The organism is Stenotrophomonas sp. Nf1, from assembly GCF_003028475.1.
Classification (GTDB): domain Bacteria; phylum Pseudomonadota; class Gammaproteobacteria; order Xanthomonadales; family Xanthomonadaceae; genus Stenotrophomonas.
The window spans coordinates 630419-657320 of the sequence record NZ_PYTV01000001.1 but is presented as its reverse complement, the minus strand read 5'-3'; the positions used below and the strand labels follow the sequence as shown (position 1 = coordinate 657320).

23 protein-coding genes are annotated in these 26902 nt (G+C 67.5%); 18 read left to right on the top strand and 5 right to left on the bottom strand.

Features of this window, described 5'->3' with window-relative positions; all coding sequences use genetic code 11:
• Positions 1–39: 39 nt before the first annotated feature.
• Both mfd and C9412_RS03180 read left to right on the top strand, forming a co-directional pair.
• Positions 40–3504, top strand: a complete 3465-nt coding sequence (mfd, locus tag C9412_RS03185) for a transcription-repair coupling factor (protein ID WP_107230276.1) — start codon at positions 40–42, stop codon at positions 3502–3504.
• A gap of 44 nt (positions 3505–3548) precedes the next feature.
• Positions 3549–4166 carry an HD domain-containing phosphohydrolase gene (locus C9412_RS03180; protein WP_107230275.1) on the top strand — a complete coding sequence of 206 codons (618 nt, stop codon included), beginning with the start codon at positions 3549–3551 and terminating at the stop codon, positions 4164–4166.
• Between the two features lie 309 nt (positions 4167–4475).
• Here C9412_RS03180 and C9412_RS03175 read toward each other — a convergent pair whose 3' ends face one another.
• The gene (locus tag C9412_RS03175; RefSeq protein ID WP_107230274.1) at positions 4476–6569 is read right to left on the bottom strand and encodes a M13 family metallopeptidase; all 2094 of its coding nucleotides are present in this window, start codon (positions 6567–6569) and stop codon (positions 4476–4478) included.
• A gap of 209 nt (positions 6570–6778) precedes the next feature.
• Positions 6779–7528 (bottom strand): 2,3-diphosphoglycerate-dependent phosphoglycerate mutase, encoded by a 750-nt coding sequence (gene gpmA / locus C9412_RS03170; protein WP_005408679.1) that lies wholly within the window; start codon positions 7526–7528, stop codon positions 6779–6781.
• A gap of 94 nt (positions 7529–7622) precedes the next feature.
• Here gpmA and nfi point away from each other — a divergent pair, with 94 nt between their 5' ends.
• Positions 7623–8297: a deoxyribonuclease V gene (gene nfi, locus C9412_RS03165; RefSeq protein ID WP_107230273.1), complete on the top strand. Its 675-nt coding sequence runs from the start codon at positions 7623–7625 to the stop codon at positions 8295–8297.
• A 249-nt stretch (positions 8298–8546) separates the two neighbouring features.
• Here the strand turns inward: nfi and C9412_RS03160 are convergent, their stop codons facing one another.
• Positions 8547–9527 carry a cation diffusion facilitator family transporter gene (locus tag C9412_RS03160; RefSeq protein WP_107230272.1) on the bottom strand — a complete coding sequence of 327 codons (981 nt, stop codon included), beginning with the start codon at positions 9525–9527 and terminating at the stop codon, positions 8547–8549.
• Between the two features lie 176 nt (positions 9528–9703).
• Positions 9704–11953, bottom strand: a complete 2250-nt coding sequence (locus C9412_RS03155; RefSeq protein ID WP_107230271.1) for a TonB-dependent siderophore receptor — start codon at positions 11951–11953, stop codon at positions 9704–9706.
• A 286-nt stretch (positions 11954–12239) separates the two neighbouring features.
• Here C9412_RS03155 and C9412_RS03150 point away from each other — a divergent pair, with 286 nt between their 5' ends.
• On the top strand, positions 12240–13655 hold the full coding sequence (locus C9412_RS03150; RefSeq protein WP_107230270.1) for a GGDEF domain-containing protein: 1416 nt from the start codon (positions 12240–12242) through the stop codon (positions 13653–13655).
• A gap of 114 nt (positions 13656–13769) precedes the next feature.
• Here C9412_RS03150 and C9412_RS03145 read toward each other — a convergent pair whose 3' ends face one another.
• Positions 13770–14990: an MFS transporter gene (locus C9412_RS03145; RefSeq protein ID WP_258189944.1), complete on the bottom strand. Its 1221-nt coding sequence runs from the start codon at positions 14988–14990 to the stop codon at positions 13770–13772.
• Between the two features lie 75 nt (positions 14991–15065).
• On the opposite strand from C9412_RS03145, the gene C9412_RS03140 reads away from it, so the two are divergent.
• The 14 genes from C9412_RS03140 (at position 15066) to C9412_RS03075 (ending at position 26899) form a co-directional block, all read left to right on the top strand.
• Entirely contained in the window at positions 15066–15515 is a 450-nt protein-coding gene (locus tag C9412_RS03140; RefSeq protein WP_107230268.1) for a helix-turn-helix domain-containing protein, read from the top strand.
• A gap of 73 nt (positions 15516–15588) precedes the next feature.
• Entirely contained in the window at positions 15589–16713 is a 1125-nt protein-coding gene (locus C9412_RS03135) for a metallophosphoesterase (protein ID WP_107230267.1), read from the top strand.
• 128 nt (positions 16714–16841) lie between these two features.
• The gene (locus tag C9412_RS03130) at positions 16842–17525 is read left to right on the top strand and encodes a response regulator (protein WP_107230266.1); all 684 of its coding nucleotides are present in this window, start codon (positions 16842–16844) and stop codon (positions 17523–17525) included.
• Positions 17522–18901 (top strand): sensor histidine kinase, encoded by a 1380-nt coding sequence (locus C9412_RS03125; RefSeq protein WP_107230265.1) that lies wholly within the window; start codon positions 17522–17524, stop codon positions 18899–18901. Before C9412_RS03130 ends, C9412_RS03125 begins: the two co-directional genes overlap by 4 nt.
• 79 nt (positions 18902–18980) lie before the next feature.
• Positions 18981–19817 carry an alpha/beta fold hydrolase gene (locus C9412_RS03120; RefSeq protein ID WP_107230264.1) on the top strand — a complete coding sequence of 279 codons (837 nt, stop codon included), beginning with the start codon at positions 18981–18983 and terminating at the stop codon, positions 19815–19817.
• Between the two features lies 1 nt (position 19818).
• A complete protein-coding gene (locus C9412_RS03115) occupies positions 19819–20178 on the top strand; it encodes an EamA family transporter (protein ID WP_107230263.1) in 360 nt (119 codons plus the stop codon).
• The gene (locus tag C9412_RS03110; protein ID WP_107230262.1) at positions 20175–20573 is read left to right on the top strand and encodes a DMT family transporter; all 399 of its coding nucleotides are present in this window, start codon (positions 20175–20177) and stop codon (positions 20571–20573) included. Before C9412_RS03115 ends, C9412_RS03110 begins: the two co-directional genes overlap by 4 nt.
• 10 nt (positions 20574–20583) lie before the next feature.
• Entirely contained in the window at positions 20584–21786 is a 1203-nt protein-coding gene (locus C9412_RS03105) for a DegT/DnrJ/EryC1/StrS family aminotransferase (RefSeq protein ID WP_107230261.1), read from the top strand.
• A 174-nt stretch (positions 21787–21960) separates the two neighbouring features.
• Positions 21961–22677: an MtnX-like HAD-IB family phosphatase gene (locus C9412_RS03100; RefSeq protein ID WP_107230260.1), complete on the top strand. Its 717-nt coding sequence runs from the start codon at positions 21961–21963 to the stop codon at positions 22675–22677.
• A 63-nt stretch (positions 22678–22740) separates the two neighbouring features.
• A complete protein-coding gene (locus tag C9412_RS03095) occupies positions 22741–24141 on the top strand; it encodes an aminotransferase class III-fold pyridoxal phosphate-dependent enzyme (protein WP_107230259.1) in 1401 nt (466 codons plus the stop codon).
• Positions 24142–24170: 29 nt separating this feature from the next.
• Entirely contained in the window at positions 24171–25235 is a 1065-nt protein-coding gene (locus C9412_RS03090; RefSeq protein WP_107230258.1) for a GNAT family N-acetyltransferase, read from the top strand.
• A gap of 3 nt (positions 25236–25238) precedes the next feature.
• Positions 25239–26123 carry an arginase family protein gene (locus C9412_RS03085; protein ID WP_107230257.1) on the top strand — a complete coding sequence of 295 codons (885 nt, stop codon included), beginning with the start codon at positions 25239–25241 and terminating at the stop codon, positions 26121–26123.
• Between the two features lie 135 nt (positions 26124–26258).
• On the top strand, positions 26259–26618 hold the full coding sequence (locus C9412_RS03080; RefSeq protein ID WP_107230256.1) for a VOC family protein: 360 nt from the start codon (positions 26259–26261) through the stop codon (positions 26616–26618).
• Between the two features lie 68 nt (positions 26619–26686).
• Positions 26687–26899: a ParD-like family protein gene (locus C9412_RS03075; protein WP_107164298.1), complete on the top strand. Its 213-nt coding sequence runs from the start codon at positions 26687–26689 to the stop codon at positions 26897–26899.
• The last annotated feature ends 3 nt before the right edge of the window (positions 26900–26902 follow it).

Genomic DNA, 26902 nt, shown 5'->3' with positions numbered 1-26902 from the left:
CATTGGCCGGGCGGGGGCTTCTGCTAAAATCCGCGGTCAATGTCGCGTACTTCATACCCCGCCCCGCCGCTGCCGCGTGCCGGCCAGCTCCGCGCCTGGTGGCGCGCCCCGGCCTCGCCGACTGCACTGGCCTGGTATCTGGCCCAGGCCGCGCGCGCCCACGACGCCCCGCTGCTGGTGATCGCCCGTGACAACCACGGCGCCAACCAGCTCGAAGCCGACCTGCATACCCTGCTCGGCGGCGACCCGGCCCTGCCGGTAGTGGCTTTCCCGGACTGGGAAACCCTGCCCTACGACCGCTTCAGCCCGCATCCGGACATCATTTCGCAGCGTCTGGCGGCCCTGCACCGCCTGCCCGCGCTGAAGCGCGGGCTGGTGATCGTGCCGGTGCAGACCCTGCTGCAGCAGCTGGCCCCGCGCAGCTACGTGATCGGTGGCAGCTTCGACCTGAAGGTTGGCCAGCGCCTGGACCTGGAGGCCGAGAAGCGCCGCCTGGAAAGCGCCGGCTACCGCAACGTGCCGCAGGTGATGGACCCGGGTGACTTCGCCGTGCGCGGCGGTCTGCTCGATGTGTTCCCGATGGGTGCCGACGCACCGCTGCGGGTGGAACTGCTGGATGAGGACATCGACTCGATCCGCGCCTTCGACCCGGAAAGCCAGCGCTCGCTGGACAAGGTCGAAGCGGTGCACATGCTGCCGGGCCGCGAAGTGCCGATGGACGAGGCCAGCATCGCCCGCGTGCTGGCCACGCTGCGCGAGCGCTTCGACGTGGACACCCGGCGCAGTGCGCTGTACCAGGATCTGAAGTCCGGGCTGGCCCCGGCCGGCGTGGAGTACTACCTGCCGCTGTTCTTCGAACGCACCGCAACCCTGTTCGACTACTTGCCCGAGGGCAGCCTGCCGGTGGTGTGCGCCGGAGCCGGCGAAGCCGCCGAAACATTCTGGGCGCAGACCGGTGAGCGCTACGAACAGCGCCGCCACGATGTGGAGCGGCCGCTGCTGCCGCCGTCGGCGCTGTACCTGTCACCAGAACTGCTGCGTGAACGGCTCAACGATGCCCCGCGCATCGAGGTCTGGTCCGCCGACCACGCCCGCATCGGCGATGCCCACGCGCTGGGCGATCAGCCGCTGCCACCGCTGCCGGTCGCCGCCCGCGAGGCCCCCGCCGGCGATGCGCTGAAGTCGTTCCTTGGCCATTACCCCGGCCGGGTGCTGATCGCCGCCGATTCGCCGGGTCGCCGCGAGGCCCTGCTGGAAGTGCTGCACGCCGCCGAACTGAAGCCACCGGTGGTGGCCGACCTGCCCGCCTTCCTCGCCAGCGACGCGCGCTTTGCGATCGCGGTGGCACCGCTGGAGGATGGCTTCGCGCTGGACGATCCGCGCATCGCGGTACTCACCGAGCGCCAGCTGTTCCCCGAGCGCGCCGGCAGCACCCGCCGCACGCGCCGTGCCGGCCGCGAGCCGGAAGCGATCATCCGCGATCTGGGTGAACTGACCGAGGGCGCGCCGATCGTGCACGAGGACCATGGCGTCGGCCGCTACCGTGGCCTGATCGCGATGGACGTCGGCGGCATGCCCGGCGAGTTCCTGGAAATCGAGTACGCCAAGGGCGACCGCCTGTATGTGCCGGTCGCGCAGCTGCACCTGATCAGCCGCTACTCCGGCGCCTCGGCGGAAACCGCGCCGCTGCATTCGCTCGGTGGCGAGCAATGGAGCAAGGCCAAGCGCAAGGCCGCCGAGAAGGTGCGCGACGTCGCCGCCGAACTGCTGGAGATCCAGGCGCGCCGCCAGGCGCGTGCCGGCCTGGCACTGCAGGTGGACCGCGCCATGTACGAACCGTTCGCGGCCGGCTTCCCGTTCGAGGAAACCCCCGACCAGCTGGCCGCGATCGAGGCCACCCTGCGCGATCTGGCCAGCAGCCAGCCGATGGACCGCGTGGTCTGCGGCGACGTCGGCTTCGGCAAGACCGAAGTGGCCGTGCGTGCCGCCTTTGCTGCCGCCAGCGCCGGCAAGCAGGTGGCGGTGCTGGTGCCGACCACGCTGCTGGCCGAACAGCATTTCCGCAACTTCCGCGACCGCTTCGCCGACTATCCTATGAAGGTCGAAGTGCTGTCGCGCTTCAAGACCAGCAAGGAAATCAAGGCCGAACTGGAGAAGGTCGCCGCCGGCACCATCGATGTGATCGTCGGTACCCACCGCCTGCTGCAGCCGGACGTGAAGTTCAAGGACCTGGGCATGGTCATCGTCGACGAGGAGCAGCGTTTCGGCGTGCGTCAGAAGGAGGCACTGAAGGCGTTGCGCGCCAACGTGCACCTGCTGACCCTGACCGCCACGCCGATTCCTCGCACGCTCAACATGGCCATGGCCGGCCTGCGTGACCTGTCGATCATCGCCACCCCGCCGCCGAACCGGCTGGCGGTGCAGACCTTCATCACCCAGTGGGACAACGCGCTGCTGCGCGAAGCCTTCCAGCGTGAGCTGTCACGTGGTGGCCAGCTGTACTTCCTGCACAACGACGTGGAGAGCATCGGCCGCATGCAGCGCGAGCTGTCCGAGCTGGTGCCCGAAGCGCGCATCGGCATCGCCCATGGCCAGATGCCGGAACGCGAGCTGGAAAAGGTGATGCTGGATTTCCAGAAGCAGCGCTTCAACGTGCTGCTGTCGACCACGATCATCGAATCGGGCATCGACATCCCCAACGCCAACACCATCATCATCAACCGCGCCGACCGCTTCGGCCTGGCCCAGCTGCACCAGCTGCGCGGCCGCGTCGGTCGCTCGCACCACCGCGCCTACGCCTACCTGGTCGCCCCCGACCGCCGTTCGATCACCCCGGATGCGGAAAAGCGCCTGGAGGCGATCGCCTCGATGGACGAACTCGGTGCCGGCTTCACCCTGGCCACGCACGATCTGGAGATCCGCGGTGCCGGTGAGCTGCTCGGCGAAGATCAGAGCGGGCAGATGGCCGAGGTCGGCTTCAGCCTGTACACCGAGCTGCTCGAACGCGCGGTGCGCAGCATCAAGCAGGGCAAGCTGCCCGACCTGGATGCCGGTGAGGAAGTACGCGGCGCCGAGGTGGAGCTGCATGTGCCGGCGCTGATTCCGGAAGACTACCTGCCGGACGTGCACACCCGCCTGACCCTGTACAAGCGCATTTCCAGCGCGCGCGACAGCGATGCGCTGCGCGAGCTGCAGGTGGAGATGATCGACCGCTTCGGCCTGCTGCCGGATGCGGCCAAGCACCTGTTCGCCATCGCCGAGCTGAAGCTCAAAGCCAGCAGGCTGGGTATCCGCAAGCTGGATCTGGGCGAAAACGGTGGCCGCATCGTGTTCGAGTCCAAGCCGGACATCGACCCGATGGCGGTGATCCAGCTGATCCAGAAGCAACCCAATCTCTACGCCATGGAAGGCCCGGACAAGCTGCGCATCAAGCACCCGCTGCCGTTGCCGGAAGACCGCTTCAATGCGGCCCGCGCCCTTCTGACCACCCTCGCCCCGGGTTGATCGCCCCCGAATACCCCGCACCGGCCCCCACCCGGTGCGGGCGGATGACCATGTTTCCTGACGCCGTACCCGCCCCCGACCTGCTGCACGCGCAGGCCTGCCTGATCGATGCCCTCTCGATGTCGCTGCAGATGCGCGACGCCTACACCCGCCACCACTGCGACCGCGTCGGCCTGCTCGCGCAGCGCCTGGCCGTGCACTGCGATCTCGACAGCGATGCGTGCGAACAGATCGGCCTGGCTGCGCGCTTCCACGACATCGGCAAGATCGGCATTCCCGACGATGTGCTGCTGGCACCGCGCCGGCACACCGATGAGGAACGCGCGATCATGCGTGAGCATCCGGTACGGGGTGAGCATATCTTCCTTGCCACCGGCCGCAGCGATGCCGCGCCGGTCGCGCAGCTGATCCGCGCCCATCACGAGGCGTTCGATGGCAGTGGCTATCCCGATGGGCTGCGCGGTGAATCCATCCCTCTGGGCGCGCGCATCGTCACCATCGCCGATGCCTACGATGCGATGACCAGCGTGCGTCCCTACCGCGCGGCGATGGCGCGCGAGACCGCGCTGGGCATCATCGATGCGCAGTCCGGCGGGTTGGTGGATCCGTATGTGCTGCAGCGATTCCATCGGATGCTGGCGCAGGAACCAGTGCTGGCCTGAGCGGCGGCCGACGCACCTGTAGAGTCGACCGTTGGTCGACTGCTCTTCGGCCAGATCGCGAACATCCCGCCGACGCACCTGTAGAGTCGACCGCTGGTCGACTGCTCTTCGGCCAGATCGCGAACATCCCGCCGACGCACCTGTAGAGTCGACCGCTGGTCGACTGCTCTTCGGCCAGATCGCGAACATCCCGCGCTGCGCGCGATAGTCGACCAGCGGTCGACTCTACCGGTCCGATGCCATCGGCGCCGACAAACAGAAGGCCCGGCGTTCGCCGGGCCTTCTGCATCACGCTTCACGTGCAATCAATTACCAGATCACCACGCGCTTGTCGTCGGCACGCACCATCGCGTCGCCGGCCTTGCACTGGAACGCCGCGGCGTACGACGGCATGTTCGACGGCGCACCGTTGGCACGGAAGTTGGCCGGTGCGTGTGGGTCGGTGTTCAGACGTACGCGCAGCTCACCATCGGTGAAGTTGCGGCGCCACACGGTGGCCCAGTTCATGAAGAAACGCTGGTCCTGGCTGTGGCCATCGACTTCGACGTTCGCCTTCGGGTCTTCCTTCAGCGCCATCTGCAGCGCGTCGTAGGCCACGGTCAGGCCACCCAGGTCGCCGATGTTCTCGCCCAGGGTCAGCTTGCCCTTCACGAACACGCCCGGCACCGACTCGTAGCCGTCGAACTGCGCCACCAGCTGGTCGGTGCGTTCGGTGAAGGCCTTGCGGTCCGCGTCGGTCCACCAGTTGTCGAAGTTGCCGTTGGCGGCGAACTGGCTGCCCGAATCGTCATAGCCGTGCATCATCTCGTGGCCGATCACCGCACCGATGCCGCCGTAGTTCAGCGCCGGGTCGGCCTTGGCGTCGAAGAACGGCGCCTGCAGGATCGCCGCCGGGAACACGATCTCGTTCTTGGTGGCGTTGTAGTAGGCGTTGACGGTCTGCGGGGTCATGCCCCACTCGGTCTTGTCCACCGGCTTGCCGATCTTGTCCAGCATGTAGCGGTAGTTGAACGCGCGCGCGGCCTGCATGTTGCCCAGGTAGCTGTCGCCGTTGGTCTGCAGGCCCGCCCAGTCACGCCACTTGTCCGGGTAACCGATCTTCGGGGTGAAGCTGGCCCACTTCTCCAGCGCCTTCTTCTTGGTTTCCTCGCCCATCCACGGCAGCTGCTCCAGGCGTGCCTTCAGCGCCTGCGACAGGTTTTCCACCAGGTGCTGCATGGCCACCTTCGATTCGGCCGGGAACACCGCATCGACGTACAGCTGGCCCAGGGCTTCACCCATGCCACCGTTGACCGATTCCAGCACGCGCTTCCAGCGCGGCTGCATTTCCTTCTGGCCACGCAGGGTGGTGCCGTAGAAGTCGAAGTTGGCCTTCTCGAACTGGCTGCTCAGGTACGGCGAAGCATCGTCGATGGTGTGGAAGCGCAGGTACGCCTGCCAGGTGCTGGCCGGCACGTCGGCCAGCATCTTGTCCATTTCACCGAAGAAGCCCGGCTGGGCCAGCGAGAACTTCTGTGCGGCCGGCACCTTCAGGGTGTCAAACAGCGCGGTCCAGCTGAAGTTCGGGGTCAGCTTGTCAGCGTCGGCGGCGCTGAGCGGGTTGTAGCGCTTGGCCGGGTCACGCATTTCGATGCGCGACATCGAGGCCTTGGCCAGGCGGGTTTCGAAGGCCATCACGGCCTTGGCCTGCTCGGCAGCCTGTGCCGCATCCACGCCGGACAGGGTCAGCACCTGGGCGATGTAGGCCACGTAGGCGTCGCGGATCTTGGCCTGCGCATCGTCGAAGTAATAGCCCTTCTCCGGCAGGCCGAGGCCGCCCTGGCCGACATAGGCGATGACGTTGGCCGAATCCTTGTAGTCGGCATTGGCGAACAGCGAGAACAGCACGCCCTTGCCCTCGGCCTGGCTGTCGCGCAGGTACTGGGTAATGGCGGCGGTATCGTTCAGCGCGGTGATCTTGTCCAGCTGCGGCTGCAGCGGCGCCAGGCCGGCGGCTTCGATCTTGGCTTCGTCGTTGCCGGTCTTCCAGATGTCACCGATCTTGGCTTCCACCGAGCCGGCCTTGGCCTGGCTGGCGGCGGCCTGCTGCACCAGCGTGTGCTGCACTTCCAGCGAACGCTCGCGCAGGATCTCGAAGCTGCCCCAGGTGGTCTGGTCGCCCGGCACCGGGTTGGCCTTCAGCCACTTGCTGTTGACGAAGCCATTGAGGTCGGTACAGGCCGAGATGGTCGGATCCAGATCGGCGCTGTTGAGCGAGATCAGCGGCGTCTTGATCTGCGACAGGTCGAAGGCCGGTTTGGCGTCGGCGGTGGCGGCCGGCGCGGTTTCATTCTTGCCACAGGCGGCCAGCGAGGCGGCGATGGCGATCGTCAGGCCCAACGGGACCAGGTTGCGGACGTTCATGAGGCACTCCTGCGGGTAATTTCACAGGGTAGCCGGGGAAGCCCAGCGCGGGGACCGGCCAAAGGTCACAGGGGCGAGCCCCTTGGAGAGTCGAGCCATGCTCGACTGCTGTTGGCCTGTTGCCGCAGGGGGCATGAACCTGGAACGGAGAGCAGTCGAGCATGGCTCGACTCTACAGAAGAGAAGGCCGGCTTGCGCCGGCCTTCTTCTTACTTCGCCTTGCCCTGGTTGGCCACGGCTTCGGCGGCCTTGCGCGCCGCTTCCGGGTCACCCAGGTAGCGGAACGACTGCACGGTCAGGTCGTCGTTCAGCTCGAACAGCAGCGGGATGCCGGTCGGAATGTTCAGCTCGAGGATTTCCTCGCGCGAGACATTGTTGAGGTACTTGTACAGCGCGCGCAGCGAGTTGCCGTGGGCGGTGACCAGCACGGTCTTGCCGTCCTTCAGCTGCGGCGCGATGGCGTCGTGCCAGTACGGCAGCACGCGGTCCAGGGTGGTGGCCAGCGATTCGGTGCCCGGCAGTGCGTTGCGGTCCAGACCGGCGTAGCGGCGGTCATGGATCGGGTGGCCCGGATCTTCCAGCTCCATCGGCGGCGGCGGAATGTCGTACGAACGGCGCCACACCTTGACCTGCTCCTCGCCATGCTTGGCGGCGGTCTCGGCCTTGTCCAGGCCCTGCAGGCCGCCGTAGTGGCGCTCGTTGAGGCGCCAGGACTTGTTCACCGGCAGCCAGTCCTGCTCCAGCTCGGCCAGCGCACCCTGCAGGGTGTGGATGGCGCGCTTGAGCACCGAGGTGTGGGCGACGTCGAACTGCAGGCCTTCCTCGCGCATCAGGCGGCCGGCGGCGGCCGCTTCCCGGCGCCCCTGCTCGGTCAGGTCGACATCGACCCAGCCGGTGAAGCGGTTGTCCAGGTTCCACTGGCTCTGGCCATGGCGCAACAGTACGAGTTTACGGGTCACTGCAGGGTCTCCAACACGAGGAAAGGCAGGCCGCCATTGTAGCCCCGGCCGCCGCTCACCGTGCCGTGGCGTTGCCCATGCCATGCTCTTGCCAATGAATACGGTGATCGACCCCGGGCGCTGGGAAGGCAGCGTCACCGCCGCCCGCGCGCAACAACTGCAGCTGGCTGCCCGCGTGGAGCGCCAGGACCGCCTGCCCCGCGACGTGCGCTGGCTGGCCGGGCTGGATGTCGGCTTCGAGGACAACGGTGCCACCACCCGTGCTGCAGCGGTGCTGCTGGATGCGAAGTCGCTGCTGCCGGTGGCGCAGGAAATCGCACGCATTCCCACGGTGATGCCGTACATCCCCGGCCTGCTCAGCTTCCGCGAACTGCCGGCACTGTTGGCCGCGCTGGCGCTGCTGCCGCGCGCGCCGGACCTGGTGTTCGTCGATGGTCACGGCATCAGCCATCCGCGCCGTTTGGGTGTGGCCGCGCACCTGGGCGTGGTCACCGACCTGCCCAGCATCGGCGTGGCCAAGTCGAAACTGGTGGGGCGCTTCGTCGAGCCGGGCACCGAGGCCGGCGCGCATGCACCGCTGCTGGACGGCGATGAACAACTGGGCTGGGTGCTGCGCAGCAAGGTGCGCTGCAAGCCGCTGTTCGTGGCCGGCGGCCATCGGGTCAGTGCCGATACCGCGTTGGACTGGGTGCGGCGCACGCTGCGTGGCTATCGCCTGCCGGAGCCGACCCGGTTGGCGGACCGGCTGGCTTCGCGACGGGACGAATGACCTTCGCTGCACTGGACGGATGCAATCTGCACGGTCGCGTCGGGACGATTGGGTAGAGTCGACTGTCAGTCGACTATCGCGCGCAGCGTGGGCTTTGTCGCAGCCTCGCGGGAGAGCAGTCGACTAACAGTCGACTCTACCAAGCTGTTTCCCCCGGTCGGTTTCGTCCAAGCGGTTTCGCCCGGCCGGTTTCGCCCGGCCGGTTTCACGCGGCCGGATTCACCCGATCCGTGTGACGGCATATCCCCTTCAACGATGCACGTGACCGCGATGCCCTTGTGCGTCTTCGCCATGATCATGATCTTCATGGCCCTCGTGCTCGCCGCCCTTCACCGGTGCCGGTTCACCGCAGGCTTCGCCGCAATGGTCGGCCTCGATCTGCAAAGTCACATGCTCGATGCCGAAATCATCATGCAGGCGCCCCCCCAGCTCACGGCGCAGCGCATCGGCATCGGTGCCGTCTCGCATCACGATGTGCGCGGTCAGCGCCGGCGTGCTGGAGGCCAGCGCCCACACGTGCAGGTCATGCACGTCCATCACCGCCGCATGGCCGGACAGGCTGTCGCGCACCTTGGCCACGTCCATGCCCTTGGGCACGCCTTCCAGCAGCACGTTGATCGCTTCGCGCATCAGCACGTAGGTCCGCGGCAACACCCACAGTCCGATCAGCACGGCCAGGATCGGGTCGATCGGCTTCCAGCCGGTCAACTGGATCAGGATGGCGCCGGCGATCACCGCCACCGAGCCCAGCATATCGGCCCACACTTCCAGGTAGGCGCCCTTCACGTTGAGGCTCTCGCCACTGCCGGCCTGCAGCAGACGCATCGAGATCAGATTGATGACCAGGCCGGCGGCGGCAATGACCAGCATGCCGGTGGAGGCAATCTCCTGCGGTTGGCGGAAACGTCCAACCGCTTCCCACAGGATGTAGGCCGCGACCACGAACAGCATCGCGCCGTTGATCATCGCGCCCAGTGCTTCCAGGCGCGCATAGCCGTAGGTGCGGCGCGCGTCGGGCGGGCGCCGGCTCAAGCGCACCGCGACCAGCGCGATCATCAAGGCCAGCGCGTCGGTGGCCATGTGCGCCGCGTCGGACAGCAGCGCCAGGCTGTTGGTCCAGAACGCGCCCACCACTTCGACGACGAGGAAGGTGGACGTCAGGCCAAGCGCCCACCACAAGGGTTTCTCGTGGCGGATCTGGGATGGCAGGTGATCGTGGTCGTGGCCCATGGCAACAGCTCCTTTGCGATGGAGGCAGGCTACGCCGGCGGCCGTGGGGAAACTATCACGGTGTTTATAACATTGCAGAACCGGCAACCTGCCGAGCCCGCCGGGCAGGGCCCGGCGCTACCGGGGTAGCGCCAGGCCACGTCTGGCGGGCGCAGCTGAAACCGAACTGCGTGCGCTCAGAACCCGAAGCGCAGGCTGGCCCAGTAGGCGCGGCCCGGTTCGTTGTAGGTCGCCGCACCGGCATCGCTACTGTTGGCCTCACGGAACAGGCGCTTGTCGGCCAGGTTGTTCACGCCGAAGCCGAAGCTGACCGTTTCGGTCACCTTGTAGCGCGCGCTCACGCCCCAGATGTTGTAGGCGCCGCGGTCCTGCAGCGCCACCGACGGATCGCATGTGCCGGTGCAGCGCGGGTCGTTGTTGATGTTGGTGGTGGCCGGTTCCTGCTTGCCATAGAACGTGCCGGTCAGCAGCAGCGACAACTTGTCCGTCGCCTGCCAGTCCAGCATGGTGTTGATCGTGTACTTCGGGATCACCGACAGCGGCTGGCGCGTGGTCTTGTTCTCGTTCTCGACCATGTAGGTGAAGTTGTTACTCCACTTCAGGCGGCTGCCCTGCTCGCCCAGCAGCGGAATCACCAGGTTTCCTTCCAGCCCCTGCACGATCGCCTTCGGCGCGTTCTCCCAGCGGAAGATGCGGCCGCGGCCATCGGCGGTCAGGCCGATCTGGTCGTAGCCGGCCTGGATCTTGTCCTTGTAGTCGTTGTGGAAGTAGGTCAGCGAGGCCTGCCAGCCACTCTGCGGTGCCCACTCGATGCCCAGTTCCTTGTTCAGGCTGGTTTCCGCCTTCAGATCGGCGTTGCCACGCATGTAGCAGCCGGCGCCCAGGCTCGGCAGCGCATTCGGGCAGCCATTGCCGCGGGTGTAGTACAGGTAGTCCGGATTGGACTGGTACAGGTTCGGTGCCTTGAACGCACGCGCGACGCCGCCCTTTACCACCCAGTCGCTGTTGATGCGGAACTGCGCGTTGAGGCTGGGGCTGGTGTTGTTGCCGAACTGGCTGTGATGGTCGAAGCGCAGGCCCGGGGTGACGATCCAGCGCTCACCCAGGTAGATGTTGTCTTCCACGAACACCGCGGTGGTCTGCGCGTCGGCCTTGCCGCGCGCGCGATCGGCCGACAGCCCGGGGAAGCCACCACCGCTGCTGCTGGACTGGCTCATCGAGTACGGGTCGGTCAAACGACTGTCGAGGTATTCAAAGCCCAGCGTCCAGACGTTCTCGGCGCCACCCAGCGTGGTCGGGAAACTCACTTCGCCATCGAGCTGGTAGTTGCGCAGGCGTGAGGTCGACCAGTCGCTGCCGTTGAAGCTGCCTTCCGGGCCACCGGCCAGGCCTTCGTTGATGCGCGAGTTGTTCACCGCTTCCACCGCAGCGGTCACCCGCGAGGTGACATCGCCCCAGCGGCCGCGATGGGTGATCGCGCCGGTGTTGCGGTACATGCGATTGGTCTCGGCCTCGCCGTCGGCCAGCGCCGCCAGGTCAACGCCGGTGGAGGTACCGGTGGTGCTGACCGCGCGGTCGCCGGCGTAGATGTTGCCCTGGCGGCTGGTGCCGGCCTCGAACTCGACCACCTGGTTGGCGGTCACGTCCCAGCGCAGCAGCGCGTTGACGTCGCGGTTCTTGACGCCCTCGCGGCCGGCCGGCGGCACTGCGTTCGGGTTGGTGGCGTACTGGCGGTTGAGGTCCAGCGAGTCGGCGTCGGTCTTGTTGAGGTTGCCGTACAGGCGGAACGACAGCGTATCGGTCATCGGGCCACTCAGCTGCAGGCCGACGCGCTCGCTGCCGCCTTCGGCGCTGTGCTCGGGCACCAGGCCGTACAGGTCGACCGCACCGGTCAGGTCGCCGGTCGGGCGCTTGGTGATGATGTTGACCACGCCGCCGGAAGCACCGGAGCCATAGCGCGCCGCGGCCGGGCCGCGCAGCACTTCGATGCGCTCGATCATCTCCGCCGGCACCCAATTGGTATCGCCGCGCGTGTTGCGCTCGCCGCTGCGGCCCATGCGTACTGCATCGCGGGCGCCAACGCGCTTGCCGTCAACCAGGATCAGGGTATTTTCCGGGCCCATGCCGCGCAGGTCGATCTGGCGGTTGTTGCCGTACTGGCCGGAAGCGCTGTTGCCGGTCAGGTTGACGCCGGGCATGGTGCGCAGCAGCTCGGCGATGTCATTGGCCGGCGGCCGCCTGGCGATGTCCTCGGCGGTGATGGTCGAGGTACCCAGCGCCTGACGCGCGATCTGCGAAGCGGTGACATGCACCGTATCGATATCGGTGGCATCGGTCTCGGCGCGGGCGGACAGGGCACTGCCGGCCAGCAGCGCAGCAACGGCGAGCGCCAGCGGGCGCGGCGAAAGGACAACGGCAGGGGACATGGTCTGGACCTTCTGGCAGGGCAACGGGGCCTCTGGCGAAGGGCTTGAGGCAACGACGAGGGGGAGGCGGAACCGTGCCGCAGGCCTCTGCGGCAAGGTTCGCGGTGCGTATTCTCTCATTAATGCGAGTGATTCTCAAATGCGTCCACTCATTGCAGCAGCCGCCGCGCTGTGCTTTGCGCACCGGGCATCCCTGCATCGCGCTTAAACTGCCCGGCTCATCGCCATCAATCGCGCGCCACCGCGGCCGATATCCGTGGTTTGCCGTACGCAGTCAGAGATCGACGTGGAAACACCCCAACTGGACGACGCCAGCCAGCCCCTGGCCGAGGCGTGGCAGCACTGCCTGCAGCAGGCCGGGCCGGCCGCCACCGCGCTGCTGCGCGATGCCGCCGCCGATGCACCACCGGCGCTGGCCCAGCGCTTCTATGAGGTGCTGCTGCAGGATGGCCGCGCGCGCCGTTTCCTGTCCCACGAGCAGGTCAAGCAGCGCCTGCAGCCGGCCATGCAGCGCTGGCTGGTGCAGTTGCTGACCACCGACGCCAACGGTATCGCCAGCACGGTGGCCGCGCAGCGGGTGATCGGCGACGTGCATGCACGGGTCGGCATTCCGGTCGATCTGGTCACGCGCGGTGCGCGCGTGCTCAAGCACGAACTGTTCGTGCGCCTGCGCGACGATGCGCCGGACAGCGCCACCGCCTTCGCCGCCATCGACTGCCTCAGCGCGATCATGGACATCGCCATGGAAGGCATGACCCTGGCCTACACCCATGCGCGCGAGCGCTCCACCCGTGCCGACGCCGCCTACCGGCTGTTCTCGCTGGTGCAGAATGTCAGCACCGAACGCGAGCGCCAGCGTGCACTGCTGCTGGACTGGGAGAACGCCCTGCTCTACGCACTGGCCGGCCACGTGCAGGGCAGCGACAGCGCCAGCCTGGCCACCTCCGAATTTGGCCTGTGGTTCACCCACAAGGGCATTCCCAGCTTCGGCGAAAGCAGCGAGACCCAACAGGTCGGCCGCTTGATGGCCCGCATCGACACGTGCCTGCAGCACGCGGCGACGGATGCCCCCGCGCAGCGCCTGGCGGTGCTGCCGTCGATCCGTGAAGACCTGGCCAGCATCCGCACCCTGATGACGCTGCTGTTCGAGCGTATCGGCGAACTCGATGCCGGCAGCGACGCATTGACCAACCTGCTCAACCGCCGCTTCCTGCCCACCGTGCTGCGCCGGGAAATCGAGCTGGCCACGCGCAACCGCACACCGTTTTCGCTGCTGCTGCTCGACCTGGATCACTTCAAGGCGATCAATGACGGCCATGGCCACGATGCTGGCGACCGCGCGCTGCAGCATGTGGCCGGCCTGCTCGGCCAGCTGACGCGCGGCAGCGACTACCTGTTCCGCTATGGCGGCGAAGAGTTCGTGGTGGTGCTGGTCGCGGCCAGCGAATCGCAGGCCGAGGTGATTGCCGAAAGCCTGCGGCGGCAGATTGCGCAGTCGCCGGTGGTGCTGGCCAATGGCCAGGTGCTGGAACTGACCGCCAGCATCGGTGTAGCCGGCCACGATGGCCACCCGGATTACGAGCGCCTGATGTCACGTGCCGATGCCGCGATGTACGCGGCCAAGCGTAGCGGCCGCAATCGCGTGGTGGTGGCCAGCGATGCGTTGCAGGACGTGCCGGGGCGACGTGCGCTGCAACGGTGAACCGACGGAAATGAAGTATCCCGGTGGCGGGTAGAGTCGACTGTCAGTCGACTATCGCGCGCAGCGCGGGGGTTTTCGAACGGTGACGGAAGAGCAGTCGACTAACAGTCGACTCTACCGGCAGCCGGCGCTACCGGTTCGTGCGCCCGCCGATACCTTGAGCGCTGCCACCCGCCACGCCGCCCACCACAGCAGCGCCAACAACGCGATGCCCGCGCCCAGCAGGCACACCGCCGGCCAGCCATGCCGGGCCTGCATCCAGGTTCCGGCCGCCGCACCGGCACCACTGCCCATCGCATAGAACAGCATGTACAGCGCCACCAGGCGACCGTGCTGCTCGGCCGGTGCACGCAGCAACAGGGCCTGGTTGGCGACATGCAGCGCCTGCCCGCCCAGATCCAGAACCACCACGCCCAGCAACAACAGCGCCAGCGAACGCGGCAAGCCCAGCAGTGGCCACCAGGCAACCAGCATCAACATCAGCGCGCCGATGCTGACCCGATGCGCGAAGCCGCGGTCCATCCAATGGCCGACCCGCGCCGCCAGCAGTGCACCCACCACGCCCGCCAGGCCCAGTGCACCGATGGCCGCGGTCGACCTGTGCAACGGCGGAGCCGACAGCGGCAGCGGTACCGCCGCCCAGAACACATTGAGCCCGGCAAACAGCAACAGCGCCAACGGACCGCGCTCGCGCAGCGTCCGGTCGTTGCGCAGCATGCCCAGCATCGAATCCAGCAGTTCCCGCCAGCGCGGGGGAACCACCGGCTCCGGCACGGCGGGCAGGCGCTGCCACAGCAGCACCGCCAAGGCCACCATCACCATCGCCGACAGCAGATAGACCGCGCGCCAGCCCAGTGCAGACGCGACCACCCCCGATAGCACACGTGCGAGCAGCAGGCCGATGAACACCCCACCCTGCACGGTGCCCACCACGCGCCCCCGCTGCTCGGGCGGTGCCAGCGTGGCGGTGTAGGCGATCAGCCCTTGGGTCAGCGCTGTGCCCAGCAAACCGGCCAGCAGCATGCCCGACAACAACCAGACCGCCGTGCCTGCCGCTGCAAGCCACAGCAACGCCAGCACCAGTGCCACCAGCTGCAACCGCAGCAGGCGTCGCCGGTCACCACGGTCGGCCAGCGGCAGCAGGCCCAGCAGCGCCAGCACGCTGCCGGCCTGGGTGGCAGACACCACCGCACCGGCCACCGCCCGGTCCAGCGCGAAGGCGCGCGCGAGCTGGTCCAGCAACGGCTGCGCGTAGTAGACGTTGGCGACGCTGGCGCCGGCGGCGACCGCGAGCAGGACCAGCAGGGAACGGGGTATCGGAGCGGGGCTCATCATGTGGTTGCAATTTGAAACCTGATGCAGGCTAGCGGCATTGGTTTTAAACTGCAACCACATTCAACGGAACCTGCCATGCACGCCGACAGCCCCTGCCCCGTCGCCCGCAGCGCCGACCTGCTCGGTGACCGCTGGGCGTTGCTGGTGATCCGCGATGCCTTCGATGGCATCACCCGCTTCGGCGACTTCCAGCGCAGCCTCGGCGCCGCGCGCAACATCCTCAGCGACCGCCTGCGCCGGCTGGTCGAGGCGGGCATCCTGCAGCTGCAGCCGGCCTCCGACGGTTCGGCCTACCAGCAATACGTGCTCACCGCCGCCGGCCAGGAGCTGTTCCCGCTGCTGGTCGCGCTGCGCCAGTGGGGCGAACGCCATCGCTTCGCTGCCGGTGAGGCTCATTCGCAGCTGATCGAATCGAGCACGCGCCGTCCGTTGCCCTACATGCAGCCGCGTGGGCGCGACGGCCAACCTCTGCAGGCGGCGGCCACCCGCGTACGCAAGCTCAAGGACGAGGGGCGTGATATCTGATCCGCCCGTTCGCGCACACCGTGCTACGGCCGGGCCGGGTAGCATCGGCGCTTTCCGCCGCTGGATGCCGCCGATGTCGCGCTATCGCCGTTCGCTGTTGATCGCCCTGTTGCCCCTGCTGGCCTGTGCCGCTGGAGCCACGCAGGCCCGCGAGGTCGCCGCGCCCGCTGACCATGTACAGGCCGATGGCCCGTACGTGTTCCGCGACGGCAAGCAGCTGAAGGCGAAATGGATCTGCGCGGACAAGGTCGAGTCGCGCGCGCTGCCGATCAACGCGGCGGGCACCGATATCGCGCCGCGCTGCGGCTACGAACACACCGTGCATGTCGCCGCACCCAATGCCCCGTCGGTCTCGGTGCTGCCGGCGGTGCCGCGCATCGTTGCCCTGTCCGATATCCACGGGCAGTACGGCCTGCTGGTACGCCTGCTGCGCGCCAACAAGGTGATCGATGCGCAGGACCGCTGGGCGCTGGGCACCGACACCCTGGTCATCGCCGGCGATGTGTTCGACCGCGGCCCGCAGGTCACCGAAGCGTTCTGGCTGCTGTACGGCCTGCAGCAGCAGGCGGCCGCTGCCGGTGGCGCAGTGCACTTCGTGCTGGGCAACCACGAGACCATGGTGCTGTACGACGACCTGCGCTACGTCAATCCGAAGTACCTGCGCAGCGCCCAGCTGCTCGGCCGCAGCTACCCGCAGCTGTATGGCGCCGATTCGGTGATCGGCCAGTGGCTGCGCACGCGGCCGGTGCTGCTGAAGATCGGCGACACGTTGTTCCTGCACGGCGGCATCTCGCCCGAGGCGGTGGAACTGGCACTGGCCCCGGCACGCACCAACGCGGCCTACCAGGCCTCGCTGGGCCTGCCCAAGGCCGAGGTGAAGGCCGACCCGGCCACCGCGCCGCTGTATGACGGCAAGACCAGCCCGATCTGGTACCGCGGCTACTTCGATGGCCGCCTCGACACCGCAGGGGTACAGAGCGTGCTCGACCGCCTGCAGCTCAAGCGCATCGTGGTCGGCCATACCTCGATGCCGCACGTCAGCAGCTTCCACGGCGACCGTGTGATCGCCATCGACAGCAGCATCAAGAACGGCGAGAACGGCGAACTGCTGTTCATCGAGAATGGCACGCTCAGCCGTGGCCTGCTGGACGGCTCGCGGGTGCCGCTGGCGCAGGGTGAGCCCGGCCTGCAGGACTGAACGGCCGGATACCACGGCCGCGCCCGCCGGCGCCGCCACGCTCCCTCTTCACCCGGTTTGCCGCTACCCTCGGCAACCTGTAGGCCCGCCCCTGCCGGCGGGCCTGACCGTTACAGGAGCCCCCGCGCATGCGCGTACTGATTGCTGAAGACGACCCGGACATCGCCTCCGGCCTGTGCGCCTCGCTGCGCCGGCAGGGGCATGTGGTCGACCACGTCGACAACGGCGCGCATGCCGACGCCGCGCTGGGTTCAACCCAGTACGCCCTGCTGGTACTGGATCTGGGCCTGCCACAGCTGGATGGCCGCGATGTGCTGCAGCGCCTGCGCCAGCGCGGCGACGGCCTGGCCGTACTGGTGGTGACCGCCCGTGATGGCCTGGCCGAACGCGTGCGCGTACTCGATCTGGGCGCCGACGATTACCTGGTCAAGCCGTTCGCACTGGACGAATTCGAAGCGCGTGTGCGCGCCCAGTTGCGCCGGGTCACCAGCAACGGCAACCCGGACCTGCGCATCGGCCGCCTGCGCCTGGACCTGGCCGGGCACCGGGTGTGGATCGACGACCAGTCGCTGGAACTGACCGCGCGCGAGTTCGGCCTGCTGTCGGCACTGGCGGTACGCGCCGAGCGCATCGTGTCGCGCGCGCAGCTGGTGGAAGCGCTGTGCGACTGGGGCCAGGACCTGACCGACAACGGCCTGGACATCGCCCTGCACCGCCTGCGCCGCAAGCTGCAGCCCGGCGGCATGGGCATCCGCACCGTGCGTGGACTGGGCTACATGCTGGAAGACACGCAGGACGAAAGCACGCCGTGATCAGCGGCCCGCCCAGCCTGCGCCGGCGCCTGCTCGCCTTCCTGGCGTTGCCGATGCTGGGCCTGCTCATCTTCAATACGGTGCTGGCCTACTACGTTGCGTTGGACTATTCCAACCGCATCCACGATCGCAACCTGGTCGACGACACCCACTCGTTCGCGCAGATGCTCAGCACCATGCCGGTGACCAGCGATCTGTCGCCGCAGGCGCGTTTCCTGATCGAGTACGACCCCGACGGCCACCGCTATTTCAATGTGGACAGCAGCCGCAAGGGCACGATCAGCGGCAACGCCGATTTCAGCCCGTATGCGCCTTCCCAGGACTGCACCGGCGTGCACCCGGCGTTGTACGACGGCACCCTCAATGGTCAGCAGGTGCGCATGGCCACGGTCTGCACGCAGGCGCTGAACGACGCGCAGGACCAGCTGGCGGTAACGGTGGCCGAGAGCATGGCCGACCGCCGCCAGCGCGCACGCGAGATCCTGATGATCATCATCCCGCTGATGACCATGCTGGCGCTGGGCACCGCCGCGCTGGTCTGGTTCGGCGTGACCTATGGCCTGCGCATCCTGACCCCGCTGAGGACCCGGCTGGCGCAGCGGCGGGGCGAACTGGCGCCGATCTCCGATGCCGACGTGCCGGAAGAAATCCAGCCGCTGATCAGCACCATCGACGATCTGTTCGCGCGCCAGGCGGAAATGATCACCCTGCAGAACCGTTTCATCGCCGATGCCGCCCACCAGCTGCGCTCGCCGCTGGCCGGCATGGCCCTGCATGTGGACCAGGCATTGGCGCATGGCGACCCGGACACGGTGCGTGAGGCCCTGCAGCACATCCGCCGGCTCAACCAGCGCACGGCCCGCGTCAGCACCCAGCTGCTGGCACTGAGCCGCGCGCAGACCGTGCCGGACACGGTGGAAGCACTGGATCTGTGCCAGCTGGTGCCGCAGTGGGTCGGCATGCGCGTGCCCGAAGCGATCCGCGACGGCATCGATCTGGGCTATCGTGGCGGTCCGCACCCGCTGCGCGTGCTCGGCAACGGCGCGATGCTGCAGGAGGCGCTGGACAACCTGATCGACAACGCCCTGCGCTATGCCGGTCGAGAAGCCACCGTCACCGTGGGCGTGCACGCGCTGGATGACAATGATGTCGAGCTGTACGTGGAGGACAACGGCCCTGGCGTCGCCGACGACGTGATGCCGCGGCTGGGCGAGCGCTTCTTCCGTGCCCCCGGCACCACCGCCAGCGGTACCGGGTTGGGCCTGGCCATCGCCCACGAGGCGGTGGAGCACTTCGGCGGCCGCCTGAGCTTCCTCAACCGGCCCGGCGGCGGGCTGAAGGTGGCCATCACGCTGCCGCTGCTGAAGGCCCCCTGACCCGGCCCGGGGCGCTGAAAGGCTGGCGAAAATCGCGCTTGCGATCCTGCCCTCCCCACTGCCGTCCCGGAGCCGCCAGGTGACCGAATCGCACGACTTCTTCCTCCCCGGTGGCCCGCAGGGCGTGCTGCTGGTGCACGGCCTGACCGGCACCCCGGCGGAAATGCGCATGCTCGGCAAGGGCCTGAACAACGCCGGTTTCACCGTGCATGGCGTGCAGCTGCCCGGCCATTGCGGCACCGTGGACGATCTGCTGGCGACCACCTGGGAGCAGTGGTACCAGGGTGTGGAGGACGCGGCGGCGGCCCTGCGCGGCAAGGTCGACCAGTTGTTCGTGGGCGGCCTGTCGATGGGCGCGGTGCTATCGCTGGCCCTGGCCGCACGCCGCCCGCAATGGATCTCCGGCGTGGGCGTGTACGGCGCCACCTTCCGCTACGACGGCTGGAACATTCCCGCGGTGGCCCGCTTCTCGTTCCTGCTGCCCTGGTTCAAGCGCTTCAACATCGGCCGCGATCGCATGTTCATGGAAGAGCCGCCGTACGGCCTGCGTGACGAGCGCCTGCGCGCGCAGGTCAGTGCCGCCATGCTGTCCGGCGACAGCGCCGCCGCCGGCCTGCCCGGCAACCCCTGGCATGCGCTGGCCGAGATGCGGGCGCTGAGCCACTGGACCCGCCGCCACCTGCACCAGGTCACCGCGCCGTGCCTGGTGATGCATGCGCGCGAGGACGACGTGGCCAGCATGGGCAATGCCGAACTGGTGATGTCGCGGGTCAGTGGCCCGAAGGAGCTGGTGGTGCTGGAAGACAGCTACCACATGATCACCATCGACCGCGAACGTCGCGATGTGATCCGTCGCAGCGCGCGCTTCTTCAGCGAGATCGGTGAACGCAGCGGCGCGCTCAAGGCGGTGGCCTGAGATGGGAGCACTTGCCACACTGCTGTGGCTGGCCAACGTGGTGCTCGATACCGGTGGCCAGCTCGCGTTCAAGGCCGCCGCCAGCGACCCCCAGCAGGGCGAAGGCCTGCAGCGCTGGAAACACATGCTCAGCCGGCCCTGGCTGTGGATCGGCATCGCCTGTTACGTGCTCGAGTTCGTCGCCTGGATCGCCTTCCTGTCACTGGTGCCGCTGTCCAAGGGCGTGCTGCTGGGCTCGATCAACATCGTCGCGCTGATGATCGCCGGCCGCATCCTGTTCCGCGAGAAGCTCACGCCGTTGCGGGTGACCGGCATGCTGCTGGTCACCGCAGGCGTAGCGGTGGTGGGGGCCGGCTCATGAGGCGCCTGTATGTGATCGGCTTCCCGCTGCTGATGGCCTTCGACACACTGGCGCAGCTGTGCTTCAAGTACGCCGGCGATGCCGCGTTGCCGGTCGAAGCCAACACCGCCTGGCTGCTGCGCGTGCTGTCGCAGCCCTGGGTATATGGCGCCATCCTCGGCTACATCGGTGCCTTCTTCACCTGGATGAGCCTGCTGCGCCACGCGCCGATCGGCCCCGCGTTTGCCGCCTCGCACCTGGAAGTGATCAGCGTGCTGCTGCTGTCGGCGTGGCTGTTGAGCGAGCCGCTGACCCTTCACCATCTGCTTGGCGCGGTACTGATCGTGGCCGGCATCGTCTGTCTCGGCCGCGCCGAGGCGGATGACCCGCACAGCCCGGTTGAGAGCAGCGCATGAGCGCGCAGCCATGAACCTGTTCGCGCGCGAACTGCCGCCCACCGCTGGCCTGCCGCTGCAGGCCAGCGATTTTGTTCCCGGTGGCGACGACCTGCGCACGATCCTGGCCAATCAGCTCGGCACACCGCCGTTGCAGCTGACCTGCTCCGGCACGCATGCGCTGCTGATCGCGTTGCGTACGCTGCGCAAGCGCGCGCCGCATCGCGACACCGTGATCCTGCCGGCCTACACCTGTCCGCTGGTACCGATCGCCGTGCACAGCCTGGGGCTGCGCGTGCAGCTGTGCGATACCCGCCATGGCCACTTCGACTTCGATCCCGCCCAGCTCAAGCGGCTGGCCGACGCGCGCACGCTGGCGATCCTGCCCACCCATCTCGGTGGCCGCATCGCCGATGTCGAGTTGGCCTGCGAGGTTGCACGCAGCGCCGGCGCCTGGGTGATCGAAGATGCCGCACAGGCGCTCGGTGCACGCGTAGGCAGCCACAGTGTCGGCCTGCGCGGTGATATCGGCTTCTTCAGCCTGGCCGCCGGCAAGGGCCTGAGCCTGCACGAAGGCGGCCTGCTGGTCAGCCGCGATGATGAGCTGCGCGCGGCACTGGCCGAACATGCGGCTCAACACGTTCGTTCCAGCCTACGCTGGGAGCTGCTGCGCAGTGTGCAGCTGATGGGCCTTGCCGCCTGCTACCGCCCTTCGCTGCTGTCGCTGGTGTACGGCAATCCACTGCGCAGCGCACTGCGCCGTGGCGACGTCGAAGCCGCAGTCGGTGATGTGTTCGCGCTGGACATCCCTCAGCACCGGGTCAGCCGCTGGCGGCAGAGCATCGGTGCCAGAGCCGCACAACGCCTGCCTACGTTTCTGCAGGCCGGGCGCCTGCGTGCCTTGCAGCTGCGCGTGCAGCTGGCGCAACTGCCGGCGGTGGAGGTGGTTGATGGCGTGGCCGGAACCGGTGGCACCTGGCCGATGCTGATGCTGCTGCTGCCCAGCCAGCGTGCCCGCGATGCCGCGTTGGCGGATCTATGGCCACGCGGGCTCGGCGCCAGCCGCATGTTCATCCATGCCCTGCCCGACTACGCCTACCTGCGGGGCATCGTGCCGCCCACCGATGTGCCCAATGCCCGCGACTTCGCCGCGCGCATGCTCACCCTCGGCAACAGCGCCTGGCAGAGCCGTGAAGAGACCGCGCAGATCCTGCAGGTGCTGACGCGGGCCTGACCTGCACCTGCCTGCATCGGCAGCACCCCACGCATTCATCCGTGCACCTTCCTGAACGTTTTCCCTGCCTCGCAATGAAGCCTTTCAACAGGAAAGGAACGAGAAAGGCGGCCTGCCTACATTGAGCCTGCCCCGGCATCGAGCCGGTCGTTTCTTCCATCGACGGACCTGCCCATGCACTGGAGCATCCTGTGTGACTTCGACGGCACCATCAGCCTCGAAGATGTGATCGACTCGCTGCTGGAAAAGTATGGCCAGCCGGGCTGGCAGGAACTGGAAGACCAGTGGAAAGCGGGAAAGATCGGCTCGCGTGAATGCATGCAGGGCCAGGTGCGGCTGTTGAAGCTGGACCCGGCCACGCTCGATGCGCATCTGGACCAGGTGCAGATCGATCCGGGGTTTGCTGCGTTCGTCACTCGCGCTGCGCAGCTGGGCCTGCCGCTGCGCATCGTCAGCGACGGCCTGGATTACGCGATCCACCGCATCCTCGCCAACCACGGCCTGCCGCAGCTGCCGGTGGTCGCCAATCATCTGCGCTGGTGCGAAGACCACTGGGAACTGGAATCGCCGTACCAGGCCGAAGGTTGCCGCAGCGGTACCTGCAAGTGCACCTGCGCCGCGCAGGCTCGTGCCGACGAAGCACCGCGCGTGCTGATGATCGGCGACGGCAGCTCGGATTTCTGCGTCTCCGAAGATGCCGATTTCGTGTTCGCCAAGCGCCGCCTGATCACCCATTGCACCCATGCCGGCATCGCGCATGCCGCCATCGATACCTTCCACGATGCCATTGCACTGCTGCCGCGCCTGCTCGATGGCAGCCTGCTGCAGCCTCGTCACCTCGGCGCCAGCCCGCAGCCGACCGCACTGCCGCTGCTGCTGGCCACCGCCTGATCACTTCTTCCAAGCACGCCCCCCTGTTGCCCCTTTCGAACGTCCTTCACGGAACCGAACTGCATGAACATTTTTGACAAGAACGCCGACGCCGCTGCCTCCGATGCGCAGCTGCTGGCCGACGAAGCCCGCTACAGCTCCTTCGGCGACACCGTCCACTACGTCGACCCGCCGAAGATCTTCCAGCGCGGCGAAGGCAGCTACATGTTCGACGGCGCGGGCGTGCCCTATCTCGACCTGCAGATGTGGTACTCGGCCTGCAACTTCGGCTACAGCAACCCGCGCCTGAACGATGCGCTGAAGGACCAGATCGACACCCTGCCGCAGGTCGCCAGCCAGTACCTGCACCCGACCCGCGTGCAGCTGGCCAAGACCATTGCAGTGGACATGCACGACAAGTTCGGCCTCGACGGCCGCGTGCACTTCAACGTCGGCGGCGCGCAGGCCATCGAAGACTCGCTGAAGATCGTGCGCAACGCGCGCGGCGGCAAGAGCCTGATGTTCGCCTTTGAAGGCGGCTACCACGGCCGTACCCTGGGCGCGTCCTCGATCACCTCCAGCTACCGCTATCGCCGCCGCTACGGCCACTTCGGCGAGCGCGCGATGTTCATCCCGTTCCCGTATCCGTTCCGTCGCCCGAAGGGCATGACCCCGGACGAGTATTCCGACCACTGCGTGTGGCAGTTCGAGCGCCTGTTCGAAAGCGAGTACAACGGCGTGTGGGATCCCAAGGTCGGCCAGGCCGAGTACGCCGCGTTCTACGTCGAGCCGATCCAGGGCACCGGCGGCTACGTCATTCCGCCGCGCAACTTCTTCACCGGCCTCAAGCGCGTGCTGGACAAGTACGGCATCCTGATGGTCGTCGATGAAATCCAGATGGGCTTCTGGCGCACCGGCAAGCTGTGGTCGATCGAGCACTTCGGCGTGACCCCGGACGTGCTGGTGTTCGGCAAGGCGCTGACCAACGGCCTGAACCCGCTGTCGGGCCTGTGGGCGCGCGAAGAGCTGATCAACCCGACCGTGTTCCCGCCGGGCTCCACCCACTCCACCTTCAACTCCAATCCGCTGGGCACCCGCCTGGGCCTGGAAGTGCTGAAGCTGGGCAAGGAGATGGATTACGAGCGCACCGTGCCGGAAAAGGGCGCCTACTTCCTCGACGGCCTGCGTGGCCTGCAGAAGCGCCACAAGGAAATCGGCGATGTCGACGGCCTCGGCCTGGCCCTGCGCGCCGAGATCTGCCAGGAAGATGGCTACACCCCGAACAAGGAACTGCTGGACCGCATGGTCGACATCGGCCTGGCCGGCGACCTGCTGCACGACGGCAAGCGCATGGGCCTCGTGCTCGACGTGGGTGGCTGGTACAAGAACGTGATCACCTTCGCGCCGTCGCTGGACATCAGCTATGAAGAGATCGATCTGGCGATCACCCTGCTTGACCAGGCGCTGACCAAGGCCAAGGGCTGAGGCCGCATGCGCTGCCGGTTCCTGTGCCGATGGAGATGACACCACGCGCCTCCAGCACCGCGCTGGAACCGGCCGCGCTGCTGGAGGGCTTCCTGGCCCACCCGCCGCTCGGTTTCGAAGCGAGCCGTCTGCCCAGCGGCCTGCCGACCTTCCGTGCGCCGCTGGACCTGACCACCACGATGGACGACGCACTGCGCAGCAAGCTGCTCGGCCTGCCGCTGTCGCGCCTGTGGCGGCCGTGGATCACCTGGAAGACCCGCTTCGTCGGTGCCACCAGCACCGAGTACACCCCACTGCCGGCACACGTCGCGCCGGAGGCGCTGGCCGAGGACGTGACGCGTCACGCGATCGGCGATTCCCGGCTGCTGGTGGTCAAGGACCTGGCAATCGATTCACCGCTGCTGGATGACGCCGCCAATGCGCATAGCGAAGCCTTCCTGCAGGCGCTGCTGGCGCGCGGCTTCGTCGAACTGGAGGGCATGCCGCTGGCCTGGGTGGCGATCGATTTCGATTCGCTCGATGGCTATCTCGGTCGCCTGTCGTCCTCGCGCCGCAAGAACATCCGGCGCAAGCTGCGCTCGCGCGAGGACCTGCAGATCGACTGCATCGCCACCGGTGATCCAGCGCTGGCCGACCCGCAGCTGCAGGCCGAACTGCATGCGCTGTACCTGGCCGTGTACGCGCAGAGTGCATTGCACTTCGACCAGCTCGACCTGCCCTACTTCCAGCACCTGCTGGCCGACAGCCACGGCCAGGGACGCATGTTCCTGTACCGTCACCAGGGCCGGCTGATCGGCTGGAACCTGTGCTACGTGCACGCCGGCAAGCTGGTGGACAAGTACATCGGCCTGGCCTACCCGCAGTCGCGCGAGCACAACCTGTACGCGGTCAGCTGGATGCACAACCTTGAGTACGCCCTGCAGCACGGCCTCAGTCACTATGTGGCGGGCTGGACCGATTCGCGGATCAAAGCCGAACTGGGCGCGCGCTTCACCTCCACCCGGCACGCGATCCACGCCCGCTCACCGCTGCTGCGCGCCGCATTGCGCAGGCTGGCCCCGCATCTGCAGGGCGAACCGGATGGAGGCGGTTGAGCGATGCCGTTGCGTTCTCCGCTGATTCTGGATCTGGACGGTGGCGTGCTGCCGCTGCCGCAGGCGCAGACCCTGTCCTTGCCACAGTGGCATGACCCGCTGCGCTTCGCCTGCCGCACCGCCACCCTGGCGCGTTTCAGCGCAGAAGTGCTGGCACCGCTGCCAGCGCAGCTCGGCACGGTGATGCTCGGCAGTGGTGACTTCCACCATCTCAGTCTGCCGCTGCTGCAGCGCATGCGCACACAACCGCCGTTCCAGCTGGTGGTGCTGGACAACCATCCGGACAACATGCGCTTTCCGTTCGGCATGCACTGCGGTTCCTGGGTGAACGCCGCCAGCAAGCTGCCGCAGATCTCCCACATTCACGTGCTGGGCATCACCTCCAGCGACATCGGTCTCGGCCATGCCTGGGAAAACCACTGGCGCCCGCTGCTGGGCGGTCGCCTGACCTACTGGTGCATGGACGTGGACGTGAGCTGGGGCCGCCGGCTCGGCATGGGCCACGCGTTCCGCCGCTTCGAGCACCCCGAGGCGCTGGTGGCGGCGTTCGCCGCCGAGCAGGCCGCGTCGCCGCAGCCGACCTATCTTTCGATCGACAAGGATGTGTTCGCCGAAGATGTGGCGCGCAGCAACTGGGACCAGGGCCGGTTCCAACTGGAAGACGCCCTGGTGGTGATCGAGGCGCTGCGTGCCGGCGGCCTGGTCGGCAGTGACATCACCGGTGAAGTCTCGCAGGCCAACTATCGCAGCAGATTCAAGCGCTGGCTGTCATCACTGGACGGCCAGCCCGACATCCGCGCCGATCAACTTCCTGCCTGGCAGGCCCGGCACCAGCAGGTGAACCGCGAACTGCTGGCGGCGATGGCGGCCGTGCCGACGGCCTGCTGACCGCGGCTGTCGGCCGCTGGCCGGCAATGCTTCGGTAGTGCCGGCCGCTGGCCGGCAACCGCGTTGTTCCCACGCTCACGAGAATGCCGGCCAGCGGCCGGCACTACACTGGGCTCCCACCTCGGAGCCGCCGCCATGCCCCAGACCGTCATCCCGCAACTGCGCATGCGCCACGCCGACACCACCCTGCCGTTCTACGTGCAGGGGCTGGGCTTCGTGGTCGACTGGGAACACCGCTTCGAGCCCGGCTTCCCGCTGTTCGCCCAGCTCACCCGCGATGGCCAGACGATCTTCCTCACCGAACACAGCGGCGACTGCGAGGTCGGCGGCGCGGTGTACTTCATCGTCGAGGATGTCGACGCCCTGTACCGCGCGTTCAGTGCGGCCGGCGTGCCGATCGAGCAGTCCCCACATGACACCGAGTGGGGCAGCCGCGAGATGTTGCTGCGCGACCCCGACGGCAACCGCCTGCGCTTTGCCACCGACGCCGGCTGAACGGCGGGGACTTGAGGTTAATATACGAAGTATATACGCTTCGTATATCCACCCCATCAGGACCGCCCATGGGCATCGTCAACATCGATGACACCCTGCACGACCAGCTGCGCCGTGCCTGCACCGTCTCCAGCCGCTCGATCAACGCCCAGGCCAACTTCTGGATCCGGGTCGGCATGCTGTGCGAGCTGAACCCCACGCTGAGCTTCCAGGACATCGTCGCCAGCGAACTGCGCGCGGCCGGCGTCCAGCCCCAGTCATTGGCACCCGGGCGGGCCTGACAT

Excerpts from the sequence above, each read along its gene's own strand:
- mfd (WP_107230276.1), top strand. The coding sequence starts at position 40 with ATGTCGCGTACTTCATACCCCGCCCCGCCGCTGCCGCGTGCCGGCCAG.
- C9412_RS03180 (WP_107230275.1), top strand. The coding sequence starts at position 3,549 with ATGACCATGTTTCCTGACGCCGTACCCGCCCCCGACCTGCTGCACGCG.
- C9412_RS03175 (WP_107230274.1), bottom strand. The coding sequence starts at position 6,569 with ATGAACGTCCGCAACCTGGTCCCGTTGGGCCTGACGATCGCCATCGCC.
- nfi (WP_107230273.1), top strand. The coding sequence starts at position 7,623 with ATGAATACGGTGATCGACCCCGGGCGCTGGGAAGGCAGCGTCACCGCC.
- C9412_RS03160 (WP_107230272.1), bottom strand. The coding sequence starts at position 9,527 with ATGGGCCACGACCACGATCACCTGCCATCCCAGATCCGCCACGAGAAA.
- C9412_RS03155 (WP_107230271.1), bottom strand. The coding sequence starts at position 11,953 with ATGTCCCCTGCCGTTGTCCTTTCGCCGCGCCCGCTGGCGCTCGCCGTT.
- C9412_RS03145 (WP_258189944.1), bottom strand. The coding sequence starts at position 14,990 with ATGATGAGCCCCGCTCCGATACCCCGTTCCCTGCTGGTCCTGCTCGCG.
- C9412_RS03140 (WP_107230268.1), top strand. The coding sequence starts at position 15,066 with ATGCACGCCGACAGCCCCTGCCCCGTCGCCCGCAGCGCCGACCTGCTC.
- C9412_RS03135 (WP_107230267.1), top strand. The coding sequence starts at position 15,589 with ATGTCGCGCTATCGCCGTTCGCTGTTGATCGCCCTGTTGCCCCTGCTG.
- C9412_RS03130 (WP_107230266.1), top strand. The coding sequence starts at position 16,842 with ATGCGCGTACTGATTGCTGAAGACGACCCGGACATCGCCTCCGGCCTG.
- C9412_RS03115 (WP_107230263.1), top strand. The coding sequence starts at position 19,819 with ATGGGAGCACTTGCCACACTGCTGTGGCTGGCCAACGTGGTGCTCGAT.
- C9412_RS03110 (WP_107230262.1), top strand. The coding sequence starts at position 20,175 with ATGAGGCGCCTGTATGTGATCGGCTTCCCGCTGCTGATGGCCTTCGAC.
- C9412_RS03105 (WP_107230261.1), top strand. The coding sequence starts at position 20,584 with ATGAACCTGTTCGCGCGCGAACTGCCGCCCACCGCTGGCCTGCCGCTG.
- C9412_RS03100 (WP_107230260.1), top strand. The coding sequence starts at position 21,961 with ATGCACTGGAGCATCCTGTGTGACTTCGACGGCACCATCAGCCTCGAA.
- C9412_RS03095 (WP_107230259.1), top strand. The coding sequence starts at position 22,741 with ATGAACATTTTTGACAAGAACGCCGACGCCGCTGCCTCCGATGCGCAG.
- C9412_RS03090 (WP_107230258.1), top strand. The coding sequence starts at position 24,171 with ATGGAGATGACACCACGCGCCTCCAGCACCGCGCTGGAACCGGCCGCG.
- C9412_RS03085 (WP_107230257.1), top strand. The coding sequence starts at position 25,239 with ATGCCGTTGCGTTCTCCGCTGATTCTGGATCTGGACGGTGGCGTGCTG.
- C9412_RS03080 (WP_107230256.1), top strand. The coding sequence starts at position 26,259 with ATGCCCCAGACCGTCATCCCGCAACTGCGCATGCGCCACGCCGACACC.
- C9412_RS03075 (WP_107164298.1), top strand. The coding sequence starts at position 26,687 with ATGGGCATCGTCAACATCGATGACACCCTGCACGACCAGCTGCGCCGT.